Source organism: Erythrobacter sp. HKB08, from assembly GCF_004114695.1.
GTDB lineage: Bacteria > Pseudomonadota > Alphaproteobacteria > Sphingomonadales > Sphingomonadaceae > Parerythrobacter_A.
Window position 1 is genome coordinate 2,181,703 of the sequence record NZ_CP035310.1, and the last position, 24,258, is coordinate 2,205,960.

Genomic DNA, 24,258 nt, shown 5'->3' on the forward strand with positions numbered 1-24,258 from the left:
CCTGTTCACTGGTTTCATGAGCACCGAATCCAGCCTTCCCGCCGCGCAGGACGCAGGCGTCCCGCCCTACGCCGCGCGGCTCAATCCGCCGCAGCGCGAAGCCGTGCTCACGACAGAGGGGCCGGTGCTGATGCTGGCGGGTGCCGGAACCGGCAAGACCGCTGCCCTCACCGCCCGCCTCGCCCATCTCGTCGCCACGCGGCGCGCATGGCCGAGCGAGATCCTGTGCGTCACCTTCACCAACAAGGCCGCGCGCGAAATGCGCGAGCGCGTTGGCCAGCACATCGGCGATGCGGTGGAAGGGATGCCGTGGCTCGGCACGTTCCACTCGATCTGCGCCAAGATGCTGCGCCGCCATGCCGAGCTCGTCGGGCTGGAGAGCAATTACACGATCATCGACACCGACGATCAGCTGCGTCTGCTCAAGCAGCTCATCACGCAGAACGATCTCGACGAGAAGCGCTGGCCCGCGCGCCAGCTTGCCGGGCTGATCGACCGCTGGAAGAACCGCGGCCTCAATCCCGAAGATCTCGATGCGGTCGAGAACGAAAGCTACGCCAACGGGCGCGGCCAGCAGTTCTACCGCCTGTACCAGGACCGGCTGAAGGAGCTGAACGCCTGCGATTTCGGCGACCTGCTGCTCCACATGCTCAACATCTTCCGCCGCGAACGCGAAGTGCTCGAGCAATACCAGCGCCGCTTCAAATATATCCTCGTCGACGAGTACCAGGACACCAACCAGGTCCAGTATCTCTGGCTCCGCCTGCTCGCACAGGACCGCAAGAACATCTGCGTGGTCGGCGACGACGACCAGTCGATCTATTCGTGGCGCGGCGCGGAAGTCGCCAACATCTTGCGCTTCGAGAAGGATTTCCCCGGCGCGCATGTCGTCAAGCTGGAGCAGAACTATCGCTCCACCCCGCACATCCTCGCCGCCGCATCGGGCCTGATCCGTGCGAATAGCGAACGGCACGAAAAGGAGCTGTGGACCGAGGCGAATGGCGGCGACCGGGTGCGCATCATCGGCGTGTGGGACGCACCGGAAGAAGCGCGCCGTGTCGGCGAGGAAATCGAACGCCTCGAAGGCCAGGGCGCCGACCTCAACCAGGTCGCCATACTCGTGCGCGCGCAATACCAGACGCGCGAGTTCGAGGACCGCTTCATCCAGATCGGCATCAACTACCGCATCGTCGGCGGCTTCCGCTTCTACGAGCGCGCCGAAATACGCGACGCGCTCGCCTATTTGCGCGTCATCGCGCAGCCGCAGGACGACCTGGCGTTCGAGCGGATCTACAACCAGCCGAAACGCGGGCTTGGTGCAAAGACGCTAGAGAAGATGCACCAGCATGCGCGCCGTACCGGCCTGCCGCTCGCAGCCGCTTCGCTGCAACTGGCGGACAGCGACGAGCTACCCAAGCGCGCGGCGAACACGATCGGCGCGCTGATAGGCGATTTCCTGCGCTGGCGCGAAATGAGCGAGGCGGTGACGCCGTCGGAGCTGCTGCGCACGGTGCTCGACGAGACCGGCTACACGGCCATGCTCGAGAACGAGCGGACCGCCGAGGCGAATGGACGGCTGGAGAACCTGTCCGAGCTCGCCCGCGCGATGGAAGAATACGAAACGCTCGGCGATTTCCTCGAGCACGTGGCGCTGGTGATGGACAATGACGCTGCGGACGATGCGGAAAAGGTCACCATAATGACCATGCATGCCGCCAAGGGCCTCGAGTTCGACAACGTGTTCCTGCCCGGGTGGGAGGAAGGCGTATTCCCCAGCCAGCGCGCGCTCGACGAAGGCGGCCTCGCCTCGCTCGAGGAAGAGCGCCGCCTCGCCTATGTCGCGATCACGCGCGCCAAGCGGAACTGCACGATCCTGCACGCAGCAAACCGCCGCATCTATGGCCAGTGGACGAGCAGCATCCCGAGCCGTTTCATCGAGGAACTTCCCGAAGAACATATCGACCAGGAAACAACGCTGACCGGCGGCAAATCGCTATGGCAGGCGAACTGGAGCGAACAGGACGATCCGTTCGCCCATGTGTCGAGCGCCCGACCCGATCGCTCGGGAGCAAGGGGTCCCGGCTGGCAGCGTGCGCTCGCCACGGGATATGAAACGAAGCCCGCCCGCGTGCAGGAAAGCCGTCGCAGTGCAGCGAGTTTCGCAGCGAAACCGCGCACCGACATCGCGATCGGCGCGCGCGTGTTTCACGACAAGTTCGGCTACGGCACGGTGACCGACCAGGAAGGTAACAAGCTCGAGATCGAGTTCGAGACTTCGGGCACGAAGCGCGTCATCGACAGCTTCGTGAAACTGGCCGACTAGGTAGCGCTGACGTCGAGAAAGCCGGGCTTCGGCCCGTTCCACTCGCCTGCCGGAACCGACTCTTCGTCCTGGTTATGCCGGCGGCGGGGCTTGTCCTGGCGGTCGCGCTTTTCGTTCTTCTCGCGGCGCGGCTTTCTGGGCCGTTCCTCGCGCGGCTCATCGTCGCGCTTCCTGGAACGTGACTTCTTCGGCTTTTCCGCCTTGTCCGACTCGTCCGACTTGGGCTCGTCGGCGGGCGCGGCTGCCAGTTCGACGCGGACGTCCTTCTTGCCGAACACCGGGACTTCACTTCCGGTCAGCTTCTCGACGTTCTCGATCGCTTCGGCATCTTCTTCCGCGACGAAAGTGAAAGCGCGGCCCTTGGCCCCTGCGCGGCCCGTGCGGCCGATGCGGTGGACGTAGTCGTCGGGGTGCCACGGCGTGTCGAAATTGAAGACGTGGCTCACGCCCTTGATGTCGAGACCGCGTGCAGCGACGTCGGACGCGACGAGGATATTGATGTCGCCCGACTTGAACCGCTCAAGCTCGCGCAGGCGACTCGTCTGGTCCATGTCGCCGTGGATTTCCCCGCTCGCGAAGCCGTGGCGCTGCAGGCTCTTGTTGAGCTCGCGCACGGTGGTCTTGCGGTTGGCGAAGATGATGGCTGTCTCGACTAGGTCGTTGCGCAGCAGCCAGCGCAGCGTCTCGCGCTTCTGGCGGGCCTTCACCGGCACCTTGAACGCGGTGATGTCCTTGTTGGTCGAAGCGGCGCGGTTGACCTCGATCCGCTTGGGATTGGTCAGGAACTGCTTGGCCAGCTTCTCGATCGGCGGCGGCATGGTCGCGCTGAACAGCAGGGTCTGGCGGTTTTCCGGCAGCTTCGAGCAAATGAACTCGATATCGGGAATGAAGCCCATGTCGAGCATCCGATCCGCCTCGTCGATCACGAGCAGTTCGCAGCCGTTGAGCAGGATCTTCCCGCGCTCGAACAGGTCCATCAGTCGGCCCGGCGTCGCGATGAGGACATCGACGCCCTCGTTCAGCGCCTTGACCTGGTCGCCCATCTGAACGCCGCCGATGAGCAGCGCCATCTTGAGGTCGTGGTTCTTGCCGTATTTCTCGAAGTTTTCGGCAACCTGCGCCGCGAGTTCACGCGTCGGCTCGAGGATCAGGCTGCGCGGCATCAGCGCACGGCGGCGACCGCTCGCGAGCACGTCGATCATCGGCAGCACGAAGCTCGCCGTCTTGCCCGTGCCGGTCTGGGCGATGCCAATGAGGTCTTTCATCATCAGCACCGGCGGGATTGCTTCCGCCTGGATTGCAGTCGGCTCGGTATAGCCGGCGTCTTCGACGGCTTTCAGCAGTTCAGGTGACAGGCCGAGATCGGCAAAATTCATAGGCGGCAAACGGTTCCGGATGGTGGGGCGGGTTTCGCCCGATGGTGCGGCGCAGCAAAAGCCAAGCCGAAATCGCCGCGCCTTTGCGGGCAAAACAGCGAAAAGTCAAGAAAACGCGCCGTGCGAGCGGTGCGTATCAGGTGTCGACTTCGATCAGTTCGCGAATGCGGCTCATCTCGCATTTGGCGCCGGTGCGCGACTGCAGCTTGTCGCGGTCGATGCATATGCGCCCATCGTCGTTCGGTTCGACGTAGAAGCCGGAGTAGAAATCGCGCGCCGCACACGCCTTTTCGAGGTTGGCGGCGATGATCCGCTGGTCGCGCAGGAACAGCATGAGCCGGTTGTCGCGCGTCGGCATAACGCCGGCGATGCTCTTGAGCGGGAGGCATTTGCCGATCTTACGCTCCGCCATCCGCTGCGGCAGTTCACGCTGCGGCAGGGTTGCCATCAGGTCGGTGCGCGGCGAACGCTGGGGCGAGATGCGGATGATGACCCGCTGCTGCACGCGAACCTGCTGCTGGAGCGGGGTCGTCTGCACCGCCTCGAGCGAAAGCCACGCTTCGGAAGCCGGCCGCGCCTTGTCCTGCTGCGACTGCGGGAGAAGCCAGGCGGTCTTCGCTTCGCTATCTACAGCAGGCACGTCTTTGGCCTCGTCCGTGATCGACGGCTGCGGCAAAATCAGCGCCAGCGGCAGTATGAAATTCGCGAAGGTTGGCATCGATGCCCTGCTCGTCACTCCTTCGGCGCCCCGTACATACGGGCCATACCGGAGTTTCCAATATAGCCCATACGCTTGAATGACGGCTTAATTGCTTGGCCCGACATTGCAAGGTTGCGATGCGACGCGATGGTGGCGGAAGTGCAACAGCAGTGGCATAGGGCTGGCATGAGCGACCAAAGCGATTTCCTCGCCAAAGCAGAGGCTATCCTCGGCCCCAGGGGCCTGACCCGCGATGCCGGACTGATCGAGCCGTGGGAAACCGACTGGCGCGGTCGATACACCGGACGCGCCCTCGCCCTCGCCTCCCCGTCGAATACGCAGGAGGTTTCGCAGCTCGTCACCCTATGTGCCGAATATGGCGTCCCGATCGTACCGCAAGGCGGAAACAGCGGGATGTCGGGCGGCGCGACACCGGACAAGAGCGGCGATGCAATCATCCTTTCACTGCGCCGGATGGATACAATCCGCTCGCTCGATGCCGATGCGCGTATGGTGACCTGCGATGCGGGTGTGATCCTGCAAACCCTGCACGATGCGGCGGCGAAAGAGCGGCTGCGCTTTCCCCTCACCCTCGGCGGCAAGGGCTCCGCCACCATCGGCGGGCTGATCTCCACCAATGCAGGCGGGACGCAGGTCCTGCGCCACGGCACCATGCGTGCCCAGGTCCTCGGGATCGAGGCGGTGCTGGCGGACGGGCAGGTGTTCGATGCGCTGGTTCCTCTGAAGAAGGACAATCGCGGCTTCGACCTCAAGCAGATGCTGATCGGTTCGGAAGGGACGCTGGGCATCGTGACGGGCGCAACGCTTCGACTTTTGCCCGAGATCGGTGGCCGCATCGTCCTTTGGGCAGGCCTGCCGACGCTGAGCGATGCCCGCCGCCTGCTGCTGCACTGCGAACGCAGGGCCGGCGAGCAACTCGAGGGCTTCGAAGTCATGCCGTCACACAGCCTCGCTGCGGTCCTCGACTACTTGCCCGATGCGCGCGCACCGCTCGCCGAAAGCCATCCGTGGAATGCGCTGATCGAACTCGTCGCGGCGGAAGGTGAAGCGGATACCCTACCCGCACTGGCCGAAAACCTGCTGGAAACGGCGTTCGAGGCCGAACTGCTCAGCGATGCGACGATCGCGGCCAACGAAACGCAGGCCGAGCAATTCTGGCTGCTGCGCGATTCCATCTCCCCGGCGGAGCGGGCAATCGGCCCGGCAATGCAGCACGATATCTCCGTCCCGGTGGAGCGAATGGCGCGTTTCGTGGAATTCGCCGTTCCCGAAGTGGAAAAGCGTTTTCCGCAAAGCCGCGCGATAGCCTTCGGGCACCTGGGCGACGGCAACGTCCATTTCCATGTGCTCGCACCCAAGGATGCAGTCCCCGGCGAATGGGAAGAAGACGAAGGCAAGGCAATCTCGCGCTTCGTGCACGACCTGGTCACAGAATGGGGCGGTTCGATCAGCGCGGAGCATGGCATCGGCCAGATGAAACGCGATGAGCTTGGCCGCTTGGGAGAGCCGGTCGCGCTGTCGATGATGCGTAGCGTCAAGCAGGCGCTCGATCCGCAGGGGATACTCAATCCGGGCAAGCTCGTTCCGCTTGCGCCCGAGGCCGCCAACCCCTAAAGCGCGCCATTCATGCGCCGGGGGGCGCCGCCTCCTCAGAGCATCACATATTCCTTTGCGAACCGGAGAGTTTCAATGGCCAGCGCGCCGCAGCCCAATCTTCCTTTGTTTTACAACGACCTGATGCCGCTCAACAGCCGGGATCACAAGACCTTCAAGACCCGTCCGATGGAATCGGCCGACTGGCTCAAGGGCCAGCACGCGATCCCGCTGACCGTCGACGAGTTCGTGCAGGCGCAGCGTGACTTCCCGATCGTTTTCTCGTCGGGCGAAAATCCGCTTCCGCTGGCGCTGATGGGTCTCAACGAAGGCGTGAACACCTTCATCGACGACAACGGCAAGATCAACGATCCGATCTACCTGCCGGCTTACATCCGTCGCTATCCCTTCATGCTCGCCAAGCTGAGCCAGGAAACCGACGACCTTTCGCTCTGCTTCGACCCGACCGCGGGTTCGATCGGCGATTTCGACGAAGGCGAAGCGCTGTTCGACGGCGAGAGCGCGACCGAAAACACCAAGCGTATCCTCAAGTTCTGCGAAGACTTCGAGCACGCCGGCCAGCGCACCAAGGCGTTCATCGACGAGCTGAAGAAGCACGAGCTCCTGATGGAAGGCGAAATCGGCATTTCCACCCAGGAAAACCCCGACAAGCCGTTCGTCTATCGCGGCTTCCAGATGGTCAACCAGGAAAAGCTGCGCGAACTCGACGGCGAGACGCTCAAGACCTGGAACCAGAACGGCATGATGGCGCTCATTTTCGCGCACATCTTCTCGCTCGACCTGATGCGCTCGATTTTCGCGCGCCAGCAGAGCCAGGGCAAGGTTCCCGCACAGCAGGGCTAATTCCCCGCTTTTCAGGGCTTTTCGAGGGCGTCATCCGGGCTTGAAACCGGATGGCACCCTTCCCATATTCGAGGGGTCCGGATGGATGCCCCCCTCACTCCATCCGGATAGGTGCGCTTAGGCGCGCCACTCCCTGAACCTTGGCCACCTCGTGCTTCGTGCGCGAGGTGGTTTTTTCTTGTCGGTTTCGAGCCGGTTATTCGGCAGCGAGCGGCAGGTCGTCGGCCTTGCCCAGCTGGCTAACGTCCTGCGCAAGACGGCGGACGAGCCCGCTCAGGACCTCCGCGACGTGCTGCACGCCCTGCGTCGGCTCGGCGAAGTCCTCGTCGAGATAGAGCGCGCGGCATATTTCGACCTGGATCGCGTGAATGCCCTTCGTCCGGGCGGAATGCCGGTCGAGCACATAGCCGCCCGCATAGGGGCGATTGTGCGAGACGGCCGAGCTTTCCGAGAGATGCCGCAAGGTGCTGGCGACGAGCCGGTCGTCTGCGCTCGCACCGAACCTGTCACCGACGACATATCGGGCGGGAATATCCTGCGGATGGCCGCGCTTGAGCGGAGGCATGGAATGCAGGTCCAGCAACAGCGCTGCGCCCCATTCGTCCCTGCACCGCTGCAGAACAGCGTCGAGCGCCTTGTGATAGGGTGCATGCACCTGGCCGATACGCGCATCGAGCTCCGCTCCGGCGAGCGGGCGGTTCCAGATCTCCCCAAGTCCCGGCAGGCGCCGCGGGACGAGGCCCAGCCCGCTCCGCGCCCTGCGGTTCGACTTGCCGGATGTCGCACCCGTCGGCGCGCCTTCCGACACCATCGTCCAGTCGACATCGTCGCTCGCACGGTTGAGGTCGATCATCGCGCGCGGCGCCTGGGCGACAAGCAATGCTGCGCCCGTATCGGCAGCCACGGCGGCTGCAATCCGGTCGACGAATCGGTCTTCGAGCCGCAGGGCAGACCATTGCGGGCGGCGCATGCTCTTCCATAGCTCGTCGGGATAGGACCTGCCCGCATGAGGCGCCGCAACGACGATCGGGACCGGGAAATCCTCCGGAACCGACAATGTGTAGGCCGGCTTGCGCGTCCCGGGGATCGAGCCCCCGCGATGCGACTGCGAATCGGCGGATTTTCCCTTGCGGGTGGTCATGTGTCCGTGCTGCCCCCTGCGGCAGTCTGTGTCAAAGCAGGGCAGCCACGCGATGCGAAAGATTTCTTAAGCCAATCGGGCTATGAAAGCCGCATGAGCGACACTGATAAATTGCGAATTCTCCTGGCCGAGGACGAGGATGCAATGCGCACCTACCTGGAGCGCGCCCTCGAAAAGGCCGGTTACGACGTCAAGGCGGTAGATCGGGGCACCGCAGCCATCCCGCTGCTCGAATCCGAGCGATTCGATCTTCTCCTATCGGACATCGTCATGCCCGAGATGGACGGGATCGAACTGGCGCAGCGCTGCAACGAAATCAGCCCGCGCACCAAGGTGATGTTCATCACCGGATTTGCCGCGGTTTCGCTCAAGGCAAGCCGCGAACAGCCGCAGGCGAAGGTGCTTTCCAAGCCGTTCCACCTGCGCGATCTGGTGATGGAAGTGGACCGGATTTTCGAAGGCGAAGCGACAGCGTCACTTTAACTGAAAACAGCCCTTGCGCGCCGGGAGGACCCTCGCTAAATGGCGCGCCTGCCGCAGATGCGGCGCGACCGATGGATCGGGCGTATAGCTCAGTGGTAGAGCACTGTGTTGACATCGCAGGGGTCGGAAGTTCAACTCTTCCTACGCCCACCATCGCTTGAAAGCCCGCCCTAGTGGCGGGCTTTTTCGTGTCCGGCGTCTTTTGCGCCCTCAGACGCCGGGCGCGTCCCATCCGGGCCGCTTGGCTTCGCGGCGCAAGCCGCGGCGCGCAGTCGCGCTTTGGCTGCCGCCACTTCATCGCGAACCAAGACAGTTCGCGAGCCTTTGGCGAGTGCAAGGGCGACCGCCCGCCCGCAGCGAAGCGACCGCAAGGTCGCGTGAGCGAGGATAGCCAAGCCGACGGATGTCGGCACCGGCGCTTGAGGCCTGAACAAAAACTGCTAAAGCGCGCGCAACCGAAAACTCCCCGGAAGAGGCAACAGGCACATCATGGAAAAAATTCAGGTCAAGAACCCGGTCGTCGAGCTCGACGGCGACGAAATGACCAAGATCATCTGGCAGTGGATCCGCGAACGGCTGATCCTGCCCTATCTCGACATCGACCTTAAGTATTACGACCTCTCGATCGAGAAGCGCGACGAGACCGACGACCAGATCACGGTCGACGCCGCGAATGCGATCAAGGAACACGGCGTCGGCGTCAAATGCGCCACCATCACGCCGGACGAAGCCCGCGTCGAAGAGTTCGATCTCAAGAAGATGTGGCGTTCGCCCAACGGCACGATCCGCAACATCCTCGGCGGCGTTGTTTTCCGCGAGCCGATCGTCATCGACAACGTCCCGCGCCTCGTGCCGGGCTGGACCGATCCGATCGTCGTCGGCCGTCACGCATTCGGCGACCAGTATCGCGCGACCGACACGCTGATCCCGGGCGCCGGCAAGCTGCGTCTCGTGTTCGAAGGCGAAGACGGTCAGAAGATCGACCTCGACGTCTATGAATTCCAGTCGAGCGGCGTCGCCATGGCGATGTACAACCTCGACGATTCGATCCGCGACTTCGCGCGCGCCTGCATGAACTACGGTCTCGACCGTGGCTGGCCGGTCTATCTCTCGACCAAGAACACCATCCTCAAGAAGTACGATGGCCGCTTCAAGGACCTGTTCCAGGAAGTGTTCGACGCCGAATTCGCCGACAAGTTCAAGGCTGCCGGCATCACCTACGAGCACCGCCTGATCGACGACATGGTCGCAGCAGCGCTCAAGTGGAACGGCAAGTTCGTCTGGGCCTGCAAGAACTACGACGGCGACGTTCAGTCCGACACCGTCGCGCAGGGCTTCGGCTCGCTCGGCCTGATGACCTCGGTCCTCATGACCCCGGACGGCAAGACCGTCGAAGCGGAAGCGGCGCATGGCACCGTCACCCGCCACTATCGCCAGCACCAGCAGGGCAAGGCGACCTCGACCAACCCGATCGCGTCGATCTTCGCATGGACCCGCGGCCTCATGTATCGCGGCAAGTTCGACGGCACGCCGGACGTCGTCCGCTTCGCCGAGACGCTCGAAAAGGTCTGCATCAAGACCGTCGAGAGCGGCCAGATGACCAAGGACCTCGCGCTCCTCATCGGCCCGCAGCAGAACTGGCTGACGACCGAACAGTTCTTCGAGGCGATCGTTACGAACCTCGAAAAGGAAATGGCCAATTGGGCCTGATCCGCAAGATATCAGGAGGCCGCATCGGGATCGTTCTTGGTGCGGCCTTCCTGCTTTTGGCTTCCCCGGTGTTCGCACCGCAGCTGCTCGCCTTCCCGCACAAGACCGAGACGGCCATCGGCACCATCTGGTCCGAGACCGAGCTGCCGCAACCGCTGGTTGTGCAGATCACCGAGCGGACCGAGCAGCGGCTGGCTACCTCCTCGTTGGCCGAACCGGAAGAGCAGCGTCCCATATTCATCACCGATGGCGGCTGGCGCTGGATCTGGCTGTCACAGACGTCGAAGGGCGCCTTTGCCCTCACCCGCCCTTTCACCAGGGCGGTGGTCGTCAATCGGGTCGATCCTGCGACGGGTCTCGTAACGAACGGCCAGGCCATCGGCGGCGAGCGGGAGCTCTCGGCCGTCCTTGCCCATGAATTCACCCACGGCATGATCCGCCGCAGGTTCGGCATCATCGCGAGCCAGCGTTTCCCGCACTGGAAGGTCGAGGGGTATTGCGACCATGTGGCTGGCGAAAGCAGCCTCAGCGCAGAAGAAGTCGAACGGCTCGAGAGCGAGGGAACCGATCACCCTGCAATCCCGTATTATCGCGGACGTCTTCGCGTCGCGGAAATCCTCGCCGAAAACGGGAATTCGGTCGAAAAACTTTTCACCCAGGAGCACTGATGGCCAAGCAGGCTGAACCGAAGAAAAAACGCGCCCCGCGCCGGCGCAAGGACGAGAAATTCGGTTCGCGGCGGCTCGAAGTTCGCAACGCGATGATGAAGGACGTGCGCGGCATCTCCGCGCTCGTCCGCCGCGCCTACGACGACCTGCCCGCCTATACGCAGAGCGAGATTCGCGGGCAGATCAACAATTTCCCCGAAGGCTGCTTCGTCGCCCTGCTCGACGATGAGGTGGTCGGCTATTGCGCTTCCATGCAATTGCCGCAGCCGGTCGTCTTTGCCGATCACGACTGGGACGAGATTTCGGGCAATGGCTATGGCAGCCGCCACGATCCGACCGGCGACTGGCTCTACGGCTACGAGATGTGCGTCGATCCCAAGGTGCGCGGTGTGCGCATCGGGCGCAGGCTTTACGAGGAACGCCGCGCGCTCGCCGAAGAACGCGACCTGACCGGCATCGTGTTCGGCGGGCGCATGCCGAACTACCGACGCAACAAGCGCAAGGTCGACGGCCCGCAGGACTACCTCGACCAGGTCGTCGCCGGGAAGATCCACGATCCGGTGTTGCGCTTCCAGCTGGCCAACGGCTTCGAGCCTGAACGCGTGCTCGAGGACTACCTGCCGGAAGACAAACGCTCCGAAGGCAATGCGGTGATGATGGTCTGGCGCAATCCCTATGTGGAGCGCGACCAACCGGTGAAGAAGCGCCTTCCGCGCGGCGTCGAAAGCGTGCGGGTGGCGACCTGCCAGCTCCAGGCCCGCCAGGTTGCCGACTATGCGGAATTCATGCGCGCCATCGAATATTTCATCGATGTCGCAAGCGATTACGAAGCGGACTTCATCGTCTTTCCCGAACTCTTCACGCTCCAGCTGCTGAGTTTCGAGGAAAAGGAACTCTCGCCGGTCGAGGCGATCGAGCGCCTGTCCGAATACACGCCCAAGCTGAAGTCGGACATCAGCGAGATGGCGATGCGCTACAACATCAACATCATCGCCGGATCGCACCCGACGCGGATGGACGATGGCGACATCCACAACGTCGCCTACGTTTGCCTGCGCGATGGCTCGGTGCACGAGCAGGAGAAGATCCACCCCACCCCGAACGAGCGCTACTGGTGGAACATCAAGGGCGGCGACACGATCGACGTCATCCAGACCGACTGCGGCCCGATCGGCGTGCAGATTTGCTACGACAGCGAGTTTCCCGAGCTCACCCGCCGCCTCGCCGACGAAGGTGCGCGGATCATCTTCGTGCCGTTCTGCACCGACAGCCGCCAGGGTTATTTGCGCGTGCGCTATTGCGGTCAGGCGCGCGCGATCGAGAACCAGTGCTTCGTCGTCCTGTCGGGCAATGTCGGCAACTTGCCGAACGTCGCCAACATGGACATCCAGTATGCACAGAGCTGCATCCTGACCCCGTGCGACTTCCCCTTCGCCCGCGACGGCATTGCCGCGGAAGCCAGCGAGAATGTCGAGACACTGACGATCAGCGACATCAACCTCGCCGACCTGCAATGGGCGCGCGCCGAAGGTACGGTGCGCAACCTCGCCGACCGCCGCTTCGACCTCTACCGGATCGAATGGGACGATGCCGGCAAGCATGTCGGCAAGCCGAGGCCGCGCCGCAAGCCATTGGGCGGAGCGCACGGCGGAGGCGGATAAGCCGCAATAGCTTGGTGACACAGGGCAAAGCGCGCGATAACCCCTGAGCCATGGCGGCGGAACTCGACACATCCTCGATGGGCGATGCCCTGGTGATCCTCGGCGCGGCCGGCCTGGTCATCCCGGTCTTCACCCGTTTCCGTATCACGCCGGTCATCGGCTTCATCCTGATCGGTATCGCGGTCGGACCCTACGGGCTCGGCAAGCTGGTCTACGACCATCCATGGCTTGGACACGTGACGATAAGCGACCCCGAGGCCCTGGAGCCATATGCCGAATTCGGGATCATCCTGCTGCTGTTTACCATCGGGCTCGAACTGTCGTTCAAGCGATTGTGGCAGATGCGCAAACTCGTTTTCGGGCTGGGTGCGCTCGAGCTGCTGATCATTGGCAGTATCGCGGCGGTCGCGCTCTCGATGATGGGTCAATACTGGGTCGGGGCGCTGGCTCTCGGTTTCGCCCTCGCCTTCTCCTCGACAGCCATCGTGCTCCCAATATCGGGCACATCCTCGCCGGTCGGCCGTGCAGCGCTTTCGATGCTGCTGTTCGAGGACATCATGATCGTCCCGATCATCTTCATCATGGGCGCAATGGCTCCCAATGCCCAGTCGGAAGGCTGGGAAGGCCTGCTGACGACGCTGTGGCAAGGCGCGCTGGTGGTGGCGATCATGATGATTGTCGGCCGCATCGCGCTGCCCCGCCTCTTCGCGCAGGCCGCCCGCACCAAGAGCCCCGAGCTGTTCCTCGCCGCCAGCCTTCTCGTCGTCATCGCGTCGAGCCTCGCGACCGCTGCGGTTGGCCTCTCGCCGATCGTCGGCGCGCTGATTGCAGGCCTGCTGATCGCAGAAACCGAATATCACGGCGAGGTCGAGGGCATCATGGAGCCGTTCAAGGGTCTCGCACTCGGTATCTTCCTGATCACCGTGGGCATGAGCATCGACCTTACGACCATCTGGGACAATTTCGGCTCCATCCTGCTCGCAGTCATCCTGGTGCTTGTGTTCAAGGCATTCGTGACAGGCTTCCTCCTGCGCATGATGGGCGCACGGCGCAGCACGGCGGCGGAAACCGGCATTCTCATGGCGAGCCCGTCGGAGACGACGCTCATCGTCCTGTCCGCCGCGAGCGCTGCGCTTCTCATCCAGCCCGGCACCGCGCAGTTCTGGCAGATTGTCACCGCCATCGGCCTCACCGTGACGCCGCTTCTCGCCCGCCTGGGCCGCATCATCGCCCGCCGGGTTGAGCCTGTGCCCGAGGTCGAGGAAAGCGACGCCGGTGAACCGCCGGTCATTATCATTGGCGCAGGCCGTGTCGGCAGGCTGGTCGCGCAGATGCTCGACGCGCATGACAAGCCCTATGTTGCGCTCGATTCCGATGCGGACCTCATCGAGTCCGCCAAGCGCAAGGGTTTCAGGGCAACCTTCGGCGATGCCGCCCGCGGCGATGCGCTGAGCCGCCTCGGCGTCGAGAAATCGCCGGCCGTGGTGCTGACGATGGACGAACCCGTCCTCGCCGAACGTCTAACCCGCAAGCTGCGCAAGGAGCATCCCGACTTGCTGATCGTCGCGCGTGCTCGCGACACAGCCCACGCGGCGGAGCTCTACCGCGCCGGGGCGAGCCATGCCGTGCCGGAAACGCTCGAAAGTTCGCTGCAGCTGTCCGAAGCGGTCCTTGTCGACATCGGCGTCGCCATGGGCCCGGTCATCGCCTCGATCCACGAAAAGCGGGACGAATTCCGTACGCAGATCGAGCAGGAAGGCGCGCTCGATTACCGGCCGAAATTGCGGACAAGCACCAGCGAAGGCTGAACTTTTTCGGACCCATTGCCTTTCCCGGACATTGATCGGGAAAGGAGAAAAACATGTCCGATACAGACCCGACCAAGCCGACTCCGAACGACGAAAAGTTCAAGCCGCAAAACGTCGCGGACCCGCAGGCGACGACCGAACCGCCATCGCGCGACCCGAACAAGCCTGCCGACACCAACGGCCGCGATATTCCGCGCGGAAGCGAACCCGATACCCAGAAGGGGGTCGGCTAAAGCCCGGTCTAACCTGCCAGTGCGGTGCGGACTGCCTCGATCGCCTCATCGGCCTTCGAGCCGTCCGGTCCGCCGCCCTGCGCCATGTCGGGGCGGCCACCGCCGCCCTTCCCGCCAAGGGTTTCGACACCCGTTCGCACCAGATCAACAGCGCTGAAGCGGTCGGTCAAATCATCGGTCACGGCTACAGCGAATGCGGCCTTGCCGTCATTCACCGCCACAGCCGCAGCAACACCCGAACCGAGTTGCTTCTTGGCATCATCGAGTAGCGGACGAAGCTCCTTCGGGTTGAGCCCATCGAGCACCTGCCCGATGAACGCGACCCCCCCGATATCTTCCTGCGAAGGACCACTCGCCGAACCGCCGCCACCAAGGGCGAGCTGCTTCTTGGCCTCGGCCAGCTCCTTCTCGAGCCTGCGCCGATCCTCGACCAGAGTGGCTACGCGATCCGCGACCTCTTCCGGCGAGGCTTTGATCGTGGACGCGACGGACTTGAGTGCCTCTTCCCGGTCAACCAACCAGGCGCGCGCGGCTTCGCCGGTCAGCGCCTCGATGCGGCGCACGCCCGAGGAAACGGCACTTTCCGACACGATGCGGAGAATCCCGATATCACCAGTCGCCTTGACGTGCGTACCGCCGCAAAGCTCGACCGAGTAGTTGCGTCCTTCGTTGCCCTTGCGGCCCATGGAAAGGACGCGGACCTCATCGCCGTACTTCTCGCCGAACAGCGCAAGGGCGCCGGCCTCGACGGCATCGTCGGGGCTCATCAGGCGCGTCGCGACAGGCTCGTTCGCGCGGATTTCCGCGTTCACTTCCGCCTCGATCGCGGCGATATCTTCCGGGGCGAGCGGTTTGGGGTGCGAGAAGTCGAAACGCAGCCTGTCGTCGGCCACGAGCGAACCCTTCTGCGTCACGTGACCGCCGAGCTGGTTGCGCAGCGCCGCGTGGACGAGGTGCGTGGCAGAGTGGTTGGCGCGGATACGGTCGCGGCGCTCGACATCGACTTCGAGGTGCACAACGTCGCCGACCTTGATCGAACCGCTTTCCACCTTTGCCTGATGGGCATGCAGGCGGCCCAGCGGCTTCGCTGTATCGCTTACGGCAATCCGCAGGCCTTCCGGCGTGCTGATCGACCCGACATCGCCGGTCTGGCCGCCGCTTTCGCCGTAGAAAGGCGTCTGGTTGGTCAGGACGACGAGTTCGTCGCCGGCCGAAGCGCTCTGCACTTCGGCTCCGTCCTTCACCAGTGCGACCACCCGGCCCTCGCCGCTGGTCGAAGTGTAGCCGGTGAACTCGGTGCCGCCTTCGCGCTCGGCAATGTCGAACCAGACTTCATCCGACGCGGCGTCGCCCGAACCCTTCCATGCTGCACGCGCGGCCGCCTTCTGGCGCTCCATCGCGGCGTCGAAGCCTTCGCGATCGACGCCGATGCCGCGGTTACGCAGTGCGTCTTCGGTCAGGTCGTATGGGAAGCCGTAGGTGTCGTAGAGCTTGAACGCGGTCTCGCCGTCGAGTTCGCCGCCTTCGCCCATGTCGCCGGTCGCATCGTCCAGCAGGCGCAGGCCCTTCTCGAGCGTCTTGCGGAACTGCGTTTCCTCGCGCTCGAGAACTTCCTCGATAAGCGCCTGCCCGCGCTGGAGCTCGGGATAGGCCTGGCCCATTTCCGAGACCAGTTCGCCCACGAGGCGATGCATCAACGGCTCCTTCGCGCCGAGCAGGTGCGCATGGCGCATGGCGCGGCGCATGATGCGGCGCAGGACATAGCCGCGACCTTCGTTCGACGGCAGGACACCGTCGGCCATCAGGAAGCTGGTGGAACGCAGGTGGTCCGCAATCACGCGGTGGCTCGCCTGCTGGTCGCCCTCGGCCTTTACGCCGGTCAGGCCTTCCGATGCCGCGATGAGCGCCTTGAAAGTGTCGGTATCGTAATTGTCGTGCACGCCCTGCATGACTGCAGCGATGCGCTCCAGCCCCATGCCTGTGTCAATCGACGGCTTGGGCAGGTCGGTGCGCGAACCGTCGGCCGACTGCTCGAACTGCATGAAAACGAGGTTCCAGATCTCGATGAAACGGTCCCCATCCTCGTCCGGGCTGCCGGGAGGGCCGCCGGGGATGTGCTCGCCGTGATCGTAGAAAATCTCGCTGCACGGACCGCAGGGGCCGGTATCGCCCATGGACCAGAAGTTGTCGTTCGTCGGGATGCGAATGATGCGCTCTTCCGGCAGGCCGGAAATCTTGCGCCACAGGTCGAAGGCCTCGTCATCGGTGTGATAGACCGTTGCCGTCAGCTTCTCTTCCGGCAGCCCCCATTCCCTGGTCAGCAGCGTCCACGCATTGAGGATTGCCTGCTCCTTGAAATAGTCGCCGAAGCTGAAGTTGCCGAGCATCTCGAAGAAGGTGTGATGCCGCGCGGTGTAGCCGACATTGTCGAGATCGTTGTGCTTGCCTCCTGCGCGCACGCACTTCTGGCTGCTGGTCGCGCGCGGCGACGGCGGCGTTTCAAGGCCGGTGAAGGCATTCTTGAACGGCACCATGCCCGCGTTCACGAACATCAGCGTCGGATCGTTGTAGGGAACGAGCGGCGCGCTCGGGACGATCTCGTGATCTGCCTGCGCGAAGAAATCCAGGAAGGAACGGCGGATATCGTTGGTCGACTGCATAGCCAGCGCAGTTAGGGCCTCGCCGCTGGCGGGACAAGACGGATAGTGCGATGCATGCGATCGGAGGCGTGAATTAGCGCGGCCTGTTGCGCGCTGTCACTATCCAAGCCGCAGCCTTGAGAGCGACGATGCCGCCGTCCTCATGGGCTTGCAGGTAGCGGGCGAGCTTTCCGAGGAATTTCGCTTTCTCGTCTGGTGAAAGCCCGAGCGCCGGGCGGGCTGCCGGCCCGATCACCTGGAAGTAATCGAGCGCTTCCTGCACCGCATCTTCGCCTACACCCGCAACGAAGGCGTAGTCGATCGCTTCGAAATTGATCTCGCTCCAGCCTGCATCGGACAGGATGCCGTGAACATGGGACTGGTCGGAGAAAGCGAATGGGCCGGGCGAGAAGCGGTCGGGTTCGACGAAGGAATCGGGCGGCAGGAAACCGGCAACCCGCTCCGCCCAGCTGTTTTCCTGGAAGCTGCGGAAACAGGAAAAGACGAGCCGCGCATCGCGCGAGGAGATCGAGCGGAGATGCGAGAAGGCGGCGACAGGATCTTCGAAGAACATCACGCCATGGCGCGACATGAGCAGGTCCGGCGCGAAGAATTCGCGCGACCATTGCGAGGCGTCGCCATGGACGAAGTCGATGTTCGAGAGGCGCAGGGCGCGCGAGCGTGCAACTTCGATCAGCTCCTCGCTCACATCCAGTCCGACGATTTCAGCCGCCGAATTGCCGCGGGCGAATGCGAGGCTCAGCTCGCCGGCGCCGCAGCCGATATCGAGGACGCGTGGTGCGGTGGTGCCCCTGGTCTTGGACAGGAGCGCATCGGTCAGGCCGCCGAAACTGCGATCGGTCTTTTCCCACTGGCTTGCCCAACTGCGGCCTACCCGGCCTTCCCAGTCAAGTTTGGTTGTCATTCGTCCGCTGTCCTTTCGATGAAGGCACTCGCAATGCGAACCAATCGATAACGCAGGCTACTCCGCATAACCACGGCAAGACGTGGTCTTTCAACGAAAAACCGGCGCGGATCCGTTGGGGAGGATGCTCGCGCCGGTTTCCCGGTTTTCCGGGCCGACTGGACGGATGGCCCGCTTGAAGAGATCGAGGATCAGTCGTCCGCGTCCGGACCGGTCATCATCTCTTCGGCGACTTCGTCGGTGCGGCCGCGGATCGCAGCTTCCAACTTGTCGCGCATCTCTGGATTGTCCTTCAGGAACTGCTTGGCGTTCTCGCGGCCTTGGCCGATCCGAACGCTGTCATAGGAGAACCACGAACCGGACTTCTCGACGATCCCGGCCTTCACGCCGAGGTCGAGGATTTCACCGATCTTGGAAATGCCCTCGCCATACATGATGTCGAATTCGACCTGCTTGAACGGAGGAGCGACCTTGTTCTTCACGACCTTGACGCGGGTCGAGTTGCCGATGATTTCGTCGCGGTCCTTGATCTGGCCCGTGCGGCGGATGTCGAGGCGAACCGAGCTGTAGAACTTGAGCGCATTACCGCCGGTCGTCGTCTCCGGGTTGCCGTACATCACGCCGATCTTCATGCGCAGCTGGTTGATGAAGATCACCATGCACTTCGAGCGGTTGATCGAGCCGGTCAGCTTGCGCAGCGACTGCGACATGAGGCGGGCCTGCAGGCCGACGTGGCTGTCACCCATCTCGCCTTCGATTTCCGCACGCGGCACGAGTGCGGCGACGGAGTCGATGACCAGGATGTCGATCGCATTCGAGCGGACCAGCGTGTCGGCGATTTCCAGCGCCTGTTCACCGGTATCGGGCTGCGAGACGATCAGCTCGTCGATGTCGACGCCGAGCTTCTTGGCATAGACCGGGTCGAGCGCATGCTCCGCGTCGATGAAGGCAGCGGTGCCGCCGGCCTTCTGCGCTTCCGCGATCGCGTGGAGGGTCAGCGTCGTCTTGCCCGAGCTTTCCGGACCGTAGATTTCGATGACCCGGCCCTTCGGCAGGCCGCCTACGCCGAGAGCGATGTCGAGGCCGAGCGAACCGGTCGAGATCGTCTCGACCTGCATCGCTTCCTTCTGGCCAAGTTTCATTGCCGAGCCCTTGCCGAATGCCCGGTCGATCTGAGCGAGCGCCGCATCGAGCGCCTTCTGACGGTCCACGTTCGATTCCTTACCTTCTACGAGTTTCAGACCAGCCGCCATGACATGCCCTCCAACAGTTTCCTAGGGGCCATGCCCCGCTCTTCAACTGTTGGGTTTGTACCCACTTTGTTCTCATAGAACAAGGGGGGAACATAATTTTTTCCGGAAGGCCGGGAAAACGGCAGAAATACGCGCGTTTTCAATCCTCTTCGCGGTCGAGCCGCCGGATCTTCCACCGGAATTCACGGGTCTGTCCGGGCGGAACATCGATATAGGCGACCCTGAAACCCTTGTGCAGCTCGTCCGGATTGCCGCGCGCGCGAATGTCCCAGTCGCTCGGGGTACCAAGCGAGAGGCGAACCCGCGCCATGCGGGAATTCGCATTGCGGAGAACGGCACGCATTTGCGCCCACTTGCCAGCTTCGAGCCGGTCGGCGGCGGTTTCGTCTTCCAGCTGGCACAGGCCGCGCACCATGCTGCTCTCGGAAATCTCGATCTCGACGTCCTGCGTCACCGCGTAATCGTAGATCCGGCGCTCGGCGATGAGGAGCGGTCCGGCTGAACTCGGCTCGAAAACCGTGACGCCGCCGGAGGGCAACGCGACCCCCAGCCCCTTCTCCTCTTCGTTCACTGTCTCGAGGTTCAGCGTGGTTCCCTGCAGCCGGTCGGACCAGTCGCCTTCGGACCATTCATAGGGATTGCACGATGCACTGTAGACGAACTTGCCCTCGACGCGCTCCTTGTCGAGGAAGGCGACCTGCTTGAGGCCCTGCGCGCGGACATCGACCCGTTCGGGAATGCGGTAGAGTTTCAGGTCGCCCAGCTGCTCTTCGGATGCGATGACCATGACGGGCGCTGCTGATTCCAGCGCATTCGCCATGCGCGATCCGGTGACCACAATCCGGTCTTCCATCGCCATTGCCATCGGCGGAGGCGGAGGGGGAGGAGGCGCAGCGGGGGGAAGCAGGTCGCGTTCCGGAATACCGGTGGCGGTGCTCCCGATCGGGTAGCATGAAAGGCGCACCGGATTTCCCTCCGGCGCTTCGGCAAGCGACTCGAAATCGCTTTCGATATTGAGCGTTCCTGCCACCGCGAGAAGCTGAGCGTTCTCGAAGCCCTGGTAATTGTCGTTGAGGATCGTCAGCCAGCTCATCAGGTCGAAGAACACCTTGCCCTTCGCCCCGCCCTCGCCGAGCCGCGCGACATAATGCGCTTCCCAGTCGAAGCCCCACGACAGGTACGTTAGTGTGACCGTGTAGGTCCCTCCTGTCCTGTCTCGCGTGTCGATCGAGAACACGGGATTGGCGGACAGGCCGGTGGGCACGCGGTCGAAAGTGAGCTTCTCCGGCAGGCCGGAGCAGCGTACCGCTTCGTAGCCGGCGGAGGTCTGGAGAACGATGCCGCCGTCCGCGCGCGTTCGCAGGATCGCCTCTTCGGTCTTCGCTTCTCCCGAGGCCGGGTTGGTCCGCGTTATCCGCACGCGGTTGCCGAGCAGGCCGTTGACGAGGGAAGCAGGAGACAGGAGGTCGGCGTTGCGGTTCTTCTCTATGGTGCCGCCCGGCAGGCCGGTGACGATGGCGCTGACCGCCACCATGCCTTCCGACACGCCGTCGAACAGGATCGTCGATTCACCCGGCGGGAGCGTGACGGTGCGCGTTTCGCTGATCATCGCGAAGCCCTGCGGCCAGTCGCGATCCATGCTGTCGTCGACGCCGCGATCGGGGTCGCGGTAGACGGTCACCGAAACGTCGGTCGGCTGCGAAGCCATGACCGGGTCGCGAGCCTGCGCCTCGAAAGGCACGAGCATCGCTGTGGCCAGGAGGGCAGCTACGAGGCGCATTGGCCGACCCTAGTAGCGCGTGGCGAAGGTGACGCGGAACTCGCGGTCCGAATTGGCAGGAATGGGCACGACCCATTTGCGCCGGTCGGAATTGAGCTGAAGCCCCGGCTCGTCCTCGCTGACGATACGGAAGTCCCGGCTCCACCAGCCGCGGTCGAGCCCCGCCTGCGTCAGGTCCACTTCCACGGGTACGGACTTCGCATTGGTGATCGTGTAGCGCATCGTCGTCTGCCAGTAGGTGACGGGACGCTCGACATCGACGCGGCGGACTTCCGCGTCGTCCTCGATCACGATGAAACGCGCGGTCCGCTCCCACTCGTCGGCAGTCAGCCGTTCGCGCTTTTCCACCTCGGCCTTCACGAAGATGTCGAAGGCATCGCCGGTGCGCAGCGACAGCTCGCTGCCCATCGGCGTGTGCCCGATGGTGTTCTCGCCGATGAACTGCGGGGTGCCTTCGCTGTCACGCTGGTAGAAACGCACCGCGCCGGCAGGCAGCGCATCGCCCAGCCCGCCATCGCTCGACGAGGAGAACGCGATTTCGCTCGAGACCGGGAACGGGCGGTCGTCATTGCGCATCCAGTCGATCGTGCGGCTGTAGATCTTGCGCGCCGCGACGCCTTGCACGTCGAGGAAACTCACCTGCTTGGTCTGGCGGTTGGCGATCGTGGTGCGCTCGGCTAGCGGGTAAAGATAGAATTCGCCGACCTGTTCGCGATTGGCGCTCTCGGTCCCGGCGCGCACCATGTTCCGGTTCGCCATCGGCCGTCCGGCATTGGGATTGCCGGCGACGAGCATGGTGTCGGCCTGATGGAAGGTCGTGCCGGTATTGTTGCTGAGCGTGACCCAGCCCTGCATGTCGATCGTCGCCGCGGCCTCGTCGTACAGGGCGACATAGTCGGCGTTCCAGCCAAGCCCGCGCGTCAGATAGCGGATCGAGGTGGGACGAACACCGGCGCGGTTGCTTTCGACATTGACCGACAGGGTCGGGCGCGCGCGCAGATTGGGCGGGACCCGGTCGAACACGACGCGTACCGGCAGGCCATCGTCGCGCAGCACCTCGATGCGGTCGCCGATCTGGACCACGACGCCGCCTGCGACCGAGAGAACCTTGGCCCGCTCGCGCGTTTCGGTGCCGGTGGCCGGGTTGGTCCGGACGAGCGTGATGGTCTGGCCGATCGCCTTTTCCATCATCTTGGCCGGGGTCAGGAGATCGAAGTCGAAATTCTGTTCGACGATTGCCGTACCCGGAGCAGCGAAGCTGAGGGTCTCGGGGCGGATCTGCGCGGATACGTCGGGGAATTCGACGCGGCTGCGACCGCGCGCGATGTCGAGCTGCCGCACGTCCTGCACCAGCGACTGGCCGTTCTGGTAGATCGTGACCGATACATCGCCCTGCGCAGTCGCATCCGGATCGTCGGCGGATTGCGCGAGCGCACTTCCTGCAAGCCCAAGGGTCGCAAGGCTCGAAACCAATGCGAAGCGGATCGTCGAAGTTCGCGCGAAAGTCATGTCAGGTCAGCCCTCCCTGCCGATTTGCCCAAGACTATCATACCTATAGAGCAGGCATGAAAAAGGGGCGCAAACATTGTCTGCGCCCCCCAATCTGAATTTCCGCCGAACGTCAGTTCCGCGACGGGAAAACGCCCACCAGCGCGACACAGTAGTTCAGGGTCGTGTACGGCTGCATGTTGTTCACCGGCTGACCTCCGCCGGTGTTGCCGACGGATACGGTCGCAGCATTCATCGTCTGGCCAAGCGACGGGGCGTTGGTATCTTCATAGACGATGTTCCTCGACCGGGCGAACACATTGCCGGTCGGGTTGCCGCTATCTGCCGGTGCAGTGTTGTTAATGTTGATCAGCGCCGAATGGTTATGGCTCGGCAGTTGGGTGATGTTCAGCATATTCGTCTCGGAGCCCGAACGCTGGCCGATCTGCCGTGGAGTCAGTCCCGGTCCGTTACCCTGGTGGATCGGAACACGCCCGCGAAGGTCTGGCAAGGCAAACGTCGTGCGGCCATCTCCGCCGTAAATCGTTCCGTAGAGCGAGAACAACGCCTGGTTCTGGGCAATGGCAAGCAGTTGCCCGTTAGCTGCGGCCCAGCCCCTCGGGCAGAAGGTGAAACCGACGGGTTCGATTTCGCCGATGAACGGGTTCGAGTCGGCCTGGGCGGGCGTCGCGCCCATGCAGGTTCCGATTGCAGCTGTCGCAGCCAATGCGGCTTTGAGTTTCATAATCTGGTCCTTTGCGCTTTGCTTCCCACTGTTTTCCTACGGGCCCGCATCGGGGCGTTGGCAACTAGCAGGAAGACGCGGATTCTCTTGTGCGAGTGAGCCTGGAAAAATGGGGCGGCGTGCCGTCACCCCTCCTCGGCGTTCGTGCAGAAAATCAGTTACGCGACGGGAAGACGCCAGTCAGGGCGATGCAGTAGTTCACCACGAGATACGGCTGCATGTTGTTGACTGCCTGACCCCCACCGGTGTTGCCGACCGACACGGTCGCTGCGTTCATCGTCTGGCCAAGCGAGGGAGCATTCGTATCTTCATAGATAAGGTTGCTCGACCGGGCGAACACATTGCCCGTCGGGTTCCCGCTGTCGGCCGGTGCCGTGTTGTTGATGTTGATGAGCGCCGTATGGTTGTGGCTCGGCATCTGCAACGTGGTCAGAGTGTTGGTTTCGCTACCACCACGCGATCCGAGAATACGATTCGTCAGGCCCGGGCCCTGCCCGGTGTGGATCGGCGCGCGACCGCGCAGGTCGGGCAGGCCAAAGGTCGTACGACCGTCGCCGCCATAGGTCGTGCCGAGGAGCGAAAACAGGGCCGTATACTGGCTGATCGGAAGCAGCTGGCCATCGGTCGACGCCCATCCCCGCGGGCAGAAATTGAAGCCATAAGTCTGCACTTCGCCGATGAACGGATCCACGCCTGCATGGGCCGGCGTGACCATCATGCAGGTTCCCAATGCAGCGCTTGCTGCAAGAGCGGCTTTCAACTTCATGGTACTCCCCTTTTTTCTTCCGTTTCTCAGTTCGTTGTTGTTTTTCGAACGGACCCTGAACGGGGTGTAACACAGCTCGTT

The 24,258-nt window shown here is 63.4% G+C and carries 19 protein-coding genes and 1 tRNA gene; 10 read left to right on the forward strand and 10 right to left on the reverse strand.

Going from position 1 to position 24,258, the window contains the following annotated elements; all coding sequences use genetic code 11:
- The first annotated feature begins 16 nt into the window (after positions 1-16).
- Positions 17-2,323, forward strand: coding sequence for an ATP-dependent helicase (locus tag EO245_RS10530; protein WP_128892888.1), 2,307 nt, complete (start codon positions 17-19; stop codon positions 2,321-2,323).
- Here the strand turns inward: EO245_RS10530 and EO245_RS10535 are convergent.
- Both EO245_RS10535 and EO245_RS10540 read right to left on the reverse strand, forming a co-directional pair.
- Positions 2,320-3,699 carry a DEAD/DEAH box helicase gene (locus tag EO245_RS10535; RefSeq protein ID WP_128892889.1) on the reverse strand — a complete coding sequence of 460 codons (1,380 nt, stop codon included), beginning with the start codon at positions 3,697-3,699 and terminating at the stop codon, positions 2,320-2,322. The genes EO245_RS10530 and EO245_RS10535 overlap by 4 nt on opposite strands.
- Before the next feature lie 136 nt (positions 3,700-3,835).
- Positions 3,836-4,417, reverse strand: a complete 582-nt coding sequence (locus EO245_RS10540) for a hypothetical protein (protein ID WP_128892890.1) — start codon at positions 4,415-4,417, stop codon at positions 3,836-3,838.
- 168 nt (positions 4,418-4,585) lie between these two features.
- On the opposite strand from EO245_RS10540, the gene EO245_RS10545 reads away from it, so the two are divergent.
- On the forward strand, positions 4,586-6,034 hold the full coding sequence (locus EO245_RS10545; protein ID WP_128892891.1) for an FAD-binding oxidoreductase: 1,449 nt from the start codon (positions 4,586-4,588) through the stop codon (positions 6,032-6,034).
- A 75-nt stretch (positions 6,035-6,109) separates the two neighbouring features.
- A complete protein-coding gene (locus tag EO245_RS10550) occupies positions 6,110-6,877 on the forward strand; it encodes a SapC family protein (RefSeq protein WP_128892892.1) in 768 nt (255 codons plus the stop codon).
- Positions 6,878-7,073: 196 nt separating this feature from the next.
- On the opposite strand, the gene EO245_RS10555 is transcribed toward EO245_RS10550, so the two are convergent.
- The gene (locus EO245_RS10555; RefSeq protein ID WP_128892893.1) at positions 7,074-8,018 is read right to left on the reverse strand and encodes an N-formylglutamate amidohydrolase; all 945 of its coding nucleotides are present in this window, start codon (positions 8,016-8,018) and stop codon (positions 7,074-7,076) included.
- Positions 8,019-8,111: 93 nt separating this feature from the next.
- Here EO245_RS10555 and cpdR point away from each other — a divergent pair, with 93 nt between their 5' ends.
- The 7 genes from cpdR (at position 8,112) to EO245_RS10590 (ending at position 14,581) form a co-directional block, all read left to right on the forward strand.
- Positions 8,112-8,501, forward strand: a complete 390-nt coding sequence (gene cpdR / locus EO245_RS10560; protein ID WP_128893541.1) for a cell cycle two-component system response regulator CpdR — start codon at positions 8,112-8,114, stop codon at positions 8,499-8,501.
- Between the two features lie 78 nt (positions 8,502-8,579).
- A tRNA-Val gene (locus tag EO245_RS10565) sits at positions 8,580-8,654 on the forward strand.
- Positions 8,655-8,990: 336 nt separating this feature from the next.
- The gene (locus EO245_RS10570; protein ID WP_128892894.1) at positions 8,991-10,211 is read left to right on the forward strand and encodes an NADP-dependent isocitrate dehydrogenase; all 1,221 of its coding nucleotides are present in this window, start codon (positions 8,991-8,993) and stop codon (positions 10,209-10,211) included.
- Positions 10,202-10,879, forward strand: a complete 678-nt coding sequence (locus EO245_RS10575) for a hypothetical protein (RefSeq protein WP_128892895.1) — start codon at positions 10,202-10,204, stop codon at positions 10,877-10,879. The genes EO245_RS10570 and EO245_RS10575 overlap by 10 nt, the downstream gene beginning before the upstream one ends.
- A gap of 92 nt (positions 10,880-10,971) precedes the next feature.
- The gene (locus EO245_RS10580; protein ID WP_234027013.1) at positions 10,972-12,540 is read left to right on the forward strand and encodes a bifunctional GNAT family N-acetyltransferase/carbon-nitrogen hydrolase family protein; all 1,569 of its coding nucleotides are present in this window, start codon (positions 10,972-10,974) and stop codon (positions 12,538-12,540) included.
- Between the two features lie 50 nt (positions 12,541-12,590).
- Positions 12,591-14,348, forward strand: coding sequence for a cation:proton antiporter (locus tag EO245_RS10585; protein WP_128892897.1), 1,758 nt, complete (start codon positions 12,591-12,593; stop codon positions 14,346-14,348).
- A gap of 53 nt (positions 14,349-14,401) precedes the next feature.
- Positions 14,402-14,581 carry a hypothetical protein gene (locus EO245_RS10590; RefSeq protein ID WP_128892898.1) on the forward strand — a complete coding sequence of 60 codons (180 nt, stop codon included), beginning with the start codon at positions 14,402-14,404 and terminating at the stop codon, positions 14,579-14,581.
- Positions 14,582-14,589: 8 nt separating this feature from the next.
- On the opposite strand, the gene alaS is transcribed toward EO245_RS10590, so the two are convergent.
- The 7 genes from alaS to EO245_RS10625 form a co-directional block, all read right to left on the reverse strand.
- Entirely contained in the window at positions 14,590-17,241 is a 2,652-nt protein-coding gene (alaS, locus tag EO245_RS10595; protein ID WP_128892899.1) for an alanine--tRNA ligase, read from the reverse strand.
- A gap of 73 nt (positions 17,242-17,314) precedes the next feature.
- The gene (locus tag EO245_RS10600) at positions 17,315-18,145 is read right to left on the reverse strand and encodes a class I SAM-dependent methyltransferase (protein WP_128892900.1); all 831 of its coding nucleotides are present in this window, start codon (positions 18,143-18,145) and stop codon (positions 17,315-17,317) included.
- Positions 18,146-18,336: 191 nt separating this feature from the next.
- Entirely contained in the window at positions 18,337-19,398 is a 1,062-nt protein-coding gene (gene recA, locus EO245_RS10605) for a recombinase RecA (protein WP_128892901.1), read from the reverse strand.
- 139 nt (positions 19,399-19,537) lie between these two features.
- The gene (locus tag EO245_RS10610) at positions 19,538-21,178 is read right to left on the reverse strand and encodes a DUF4139 domain-containing protein (protein WP_128892902.1); all 1,641 of its coding nucleotides are present in this window, start codon (positions 21,176-21,178) and stop codon (positions 19,538-19,540) included.
- A gap of 9 nt (positions 21,179-21,187) precedes the next feature.
- Complete coding sequence (locus EO245_RS10615) at positions 21,188-22,687, reverse strand: DUF4139 domain-containing protein (protein ID WP_128892903.1); 1,500 nt, start codon at positions 22,685-22,687, stop codon at positions 21,188-21,190.
- 112 nt (positions 22,688-22,799) lie between these two features.
- On the reverse strand, positions 22,800-23,411 hold the full coding sequence (locus EO245_RS10620; RefSeq protein WP_199798648.1) for a phage tail protein: 612 nt from the start codon (positions 23,409-23,411) through the stop codon (positions 22,800-22,802).
- A gap of 154 nt (positions 23,412-23,565) precedes the next feature.
- The gene (locus EO245_RS10625) at positions 23,566-24,177 is read right to left on the reverse strand and encodes a phage tail protein (protein WP_199798649.1); all 612 of its coding nucleotides are present in this window, start codon (positions 24,175-24,177) and stop codon (positions 23,566-23,568) included.
- Positions 24,178-24,258: the final 81 nt, after the last annotated feature.

Excerpts from the sequence above, each read along its gene's own strand:
- EO245_RS10535 (WP_128892889.1), bottom strand. The coding sequence starts at position 3,699 with ATGAATTTTGCCGATCTCGGCCTGTCACCTGAACTGCTGAAAGCCGTC.
- recA (WP_128892901.1), bottom strand. The coding sequence starts at position 19,398 with ATGGCGGCTGGTCTGAAACTCGTAGAAGGTAAGGAATCGAACGTGGAC.
- EO245_RS10540 (WP_128892890.1), bottom strand. The coding sequence starts at position 4,417 with ATGCCAACCTTCGCGAATTTCATACTGCCGCTGGCGCTGATTTTGCCG.
- EO245_RS10625 (WP_199798649.1), bottom strand. The coding sequence starts at position 24,177 with ATGAAGTTGAAAGCCGCTCTTGCAGCAAGCGCTGCATTGGGAACCTGC.
- EO245_RS10620 (WP_199798648.1), bottom strand. The coding sequence starts at position 23,411 with ATGAAACTCAAAGCCGCATTGGCTGCGACAGCTGCAATCGGAACCTGC.
- alaS (WP_128892899.1), bottom strand. The coding sequence starts at position 17,241 with ATGCAGTCGACCAACGATATCCGCCGTTCCTTCCTGGATTTCTTCGCG.
- EO245_RS10590 (WP_128892898.1), top strand. The coding sequence starts at position 14,402 with ATGTCCGATACAGACCCGACCAAGCCGACTCCGAACGACGAAAAGTTC.
- EO245_RS10555 (WP_128892893.1), bottom strand. The coding sequence starts at position 8,018 with ATGACCACCCGCAAGGGAAAATCCGCCGATTCGCAGTCGCATCGCGGG.
- EO245_RS10615 (WP_128892903.1), bottom strand. The coding sequence starts at position 22,687 with ATGACTTTCGCGCGAACTTCGACGATCCGCTTCGCATTGGTTTCGAGC.
- EO245_RS10530 (WP_128892888.1), top strand. The coding sequence starts at position 17 with ATGAGCACCGAATCCAGCCTTCCCGCCGCGCAGGACGCAGGCGTCCCG.
- EO245_RS10600 (WP_128892900.1), bottom strand. The coding sequence starts at position 18,145 with ATGACAACCAAACTTGACTGGGAAGGCCGGGTAGGCCGCAGTTGGGCA.
- EO245_RS10570 (WP_128892894.1), top strand. The coding sequence starts at position 8,991 with ATGGAAAAAATTCAGGTCAAGAACCCGGTCGTCGAGCTCGACGGCGAC.
- EO245_RS10545 (WP_128892891.1), top strand. The coding sequence starts at position 4,586 with ATGAGCGACCAAAGCGATTTCCTCGCCAAAGCAGAGGCTATCCTCGGC.
- EO245_RS10580 (WP_234027013.1), top strand. The coding sequence starts at position 10,972 with ATGATGAAGGACGTGCGCGGCATCTCCGCGCTCGTCCGCCGCGCCTAC.
- EO245_RS10585 (WP_128892897.1), top strand. The coding sequence starts at position 12,591 with ATGGCGGCGGAACTCGACACATCCTCGATGGGCGATGCCCTGGTGATC.
- EO245_RS10610 (WP_128892902.1), bottom strand. The coding sequence starts at position 21,178 with ATGCGCCTCGTAGCTGCCCTCCTGGCCACAGCGATGCTCGTGCCTTTC.
- cpdR (WP_128893541.1), top strand. The coding sequence starts at position 8,112 with ATGAGCGACACTGATAAATTGCGAATTCTCCTGGCCGAGGACGAGGAT.
- EO245_RS10550 (WP_128892892.1), top strand. The coding sequence starts at position 6,110 with ATGGCCAGCGCGCCGCAGCCCAATCTTCCTTTGTTTTACAACGACCTG.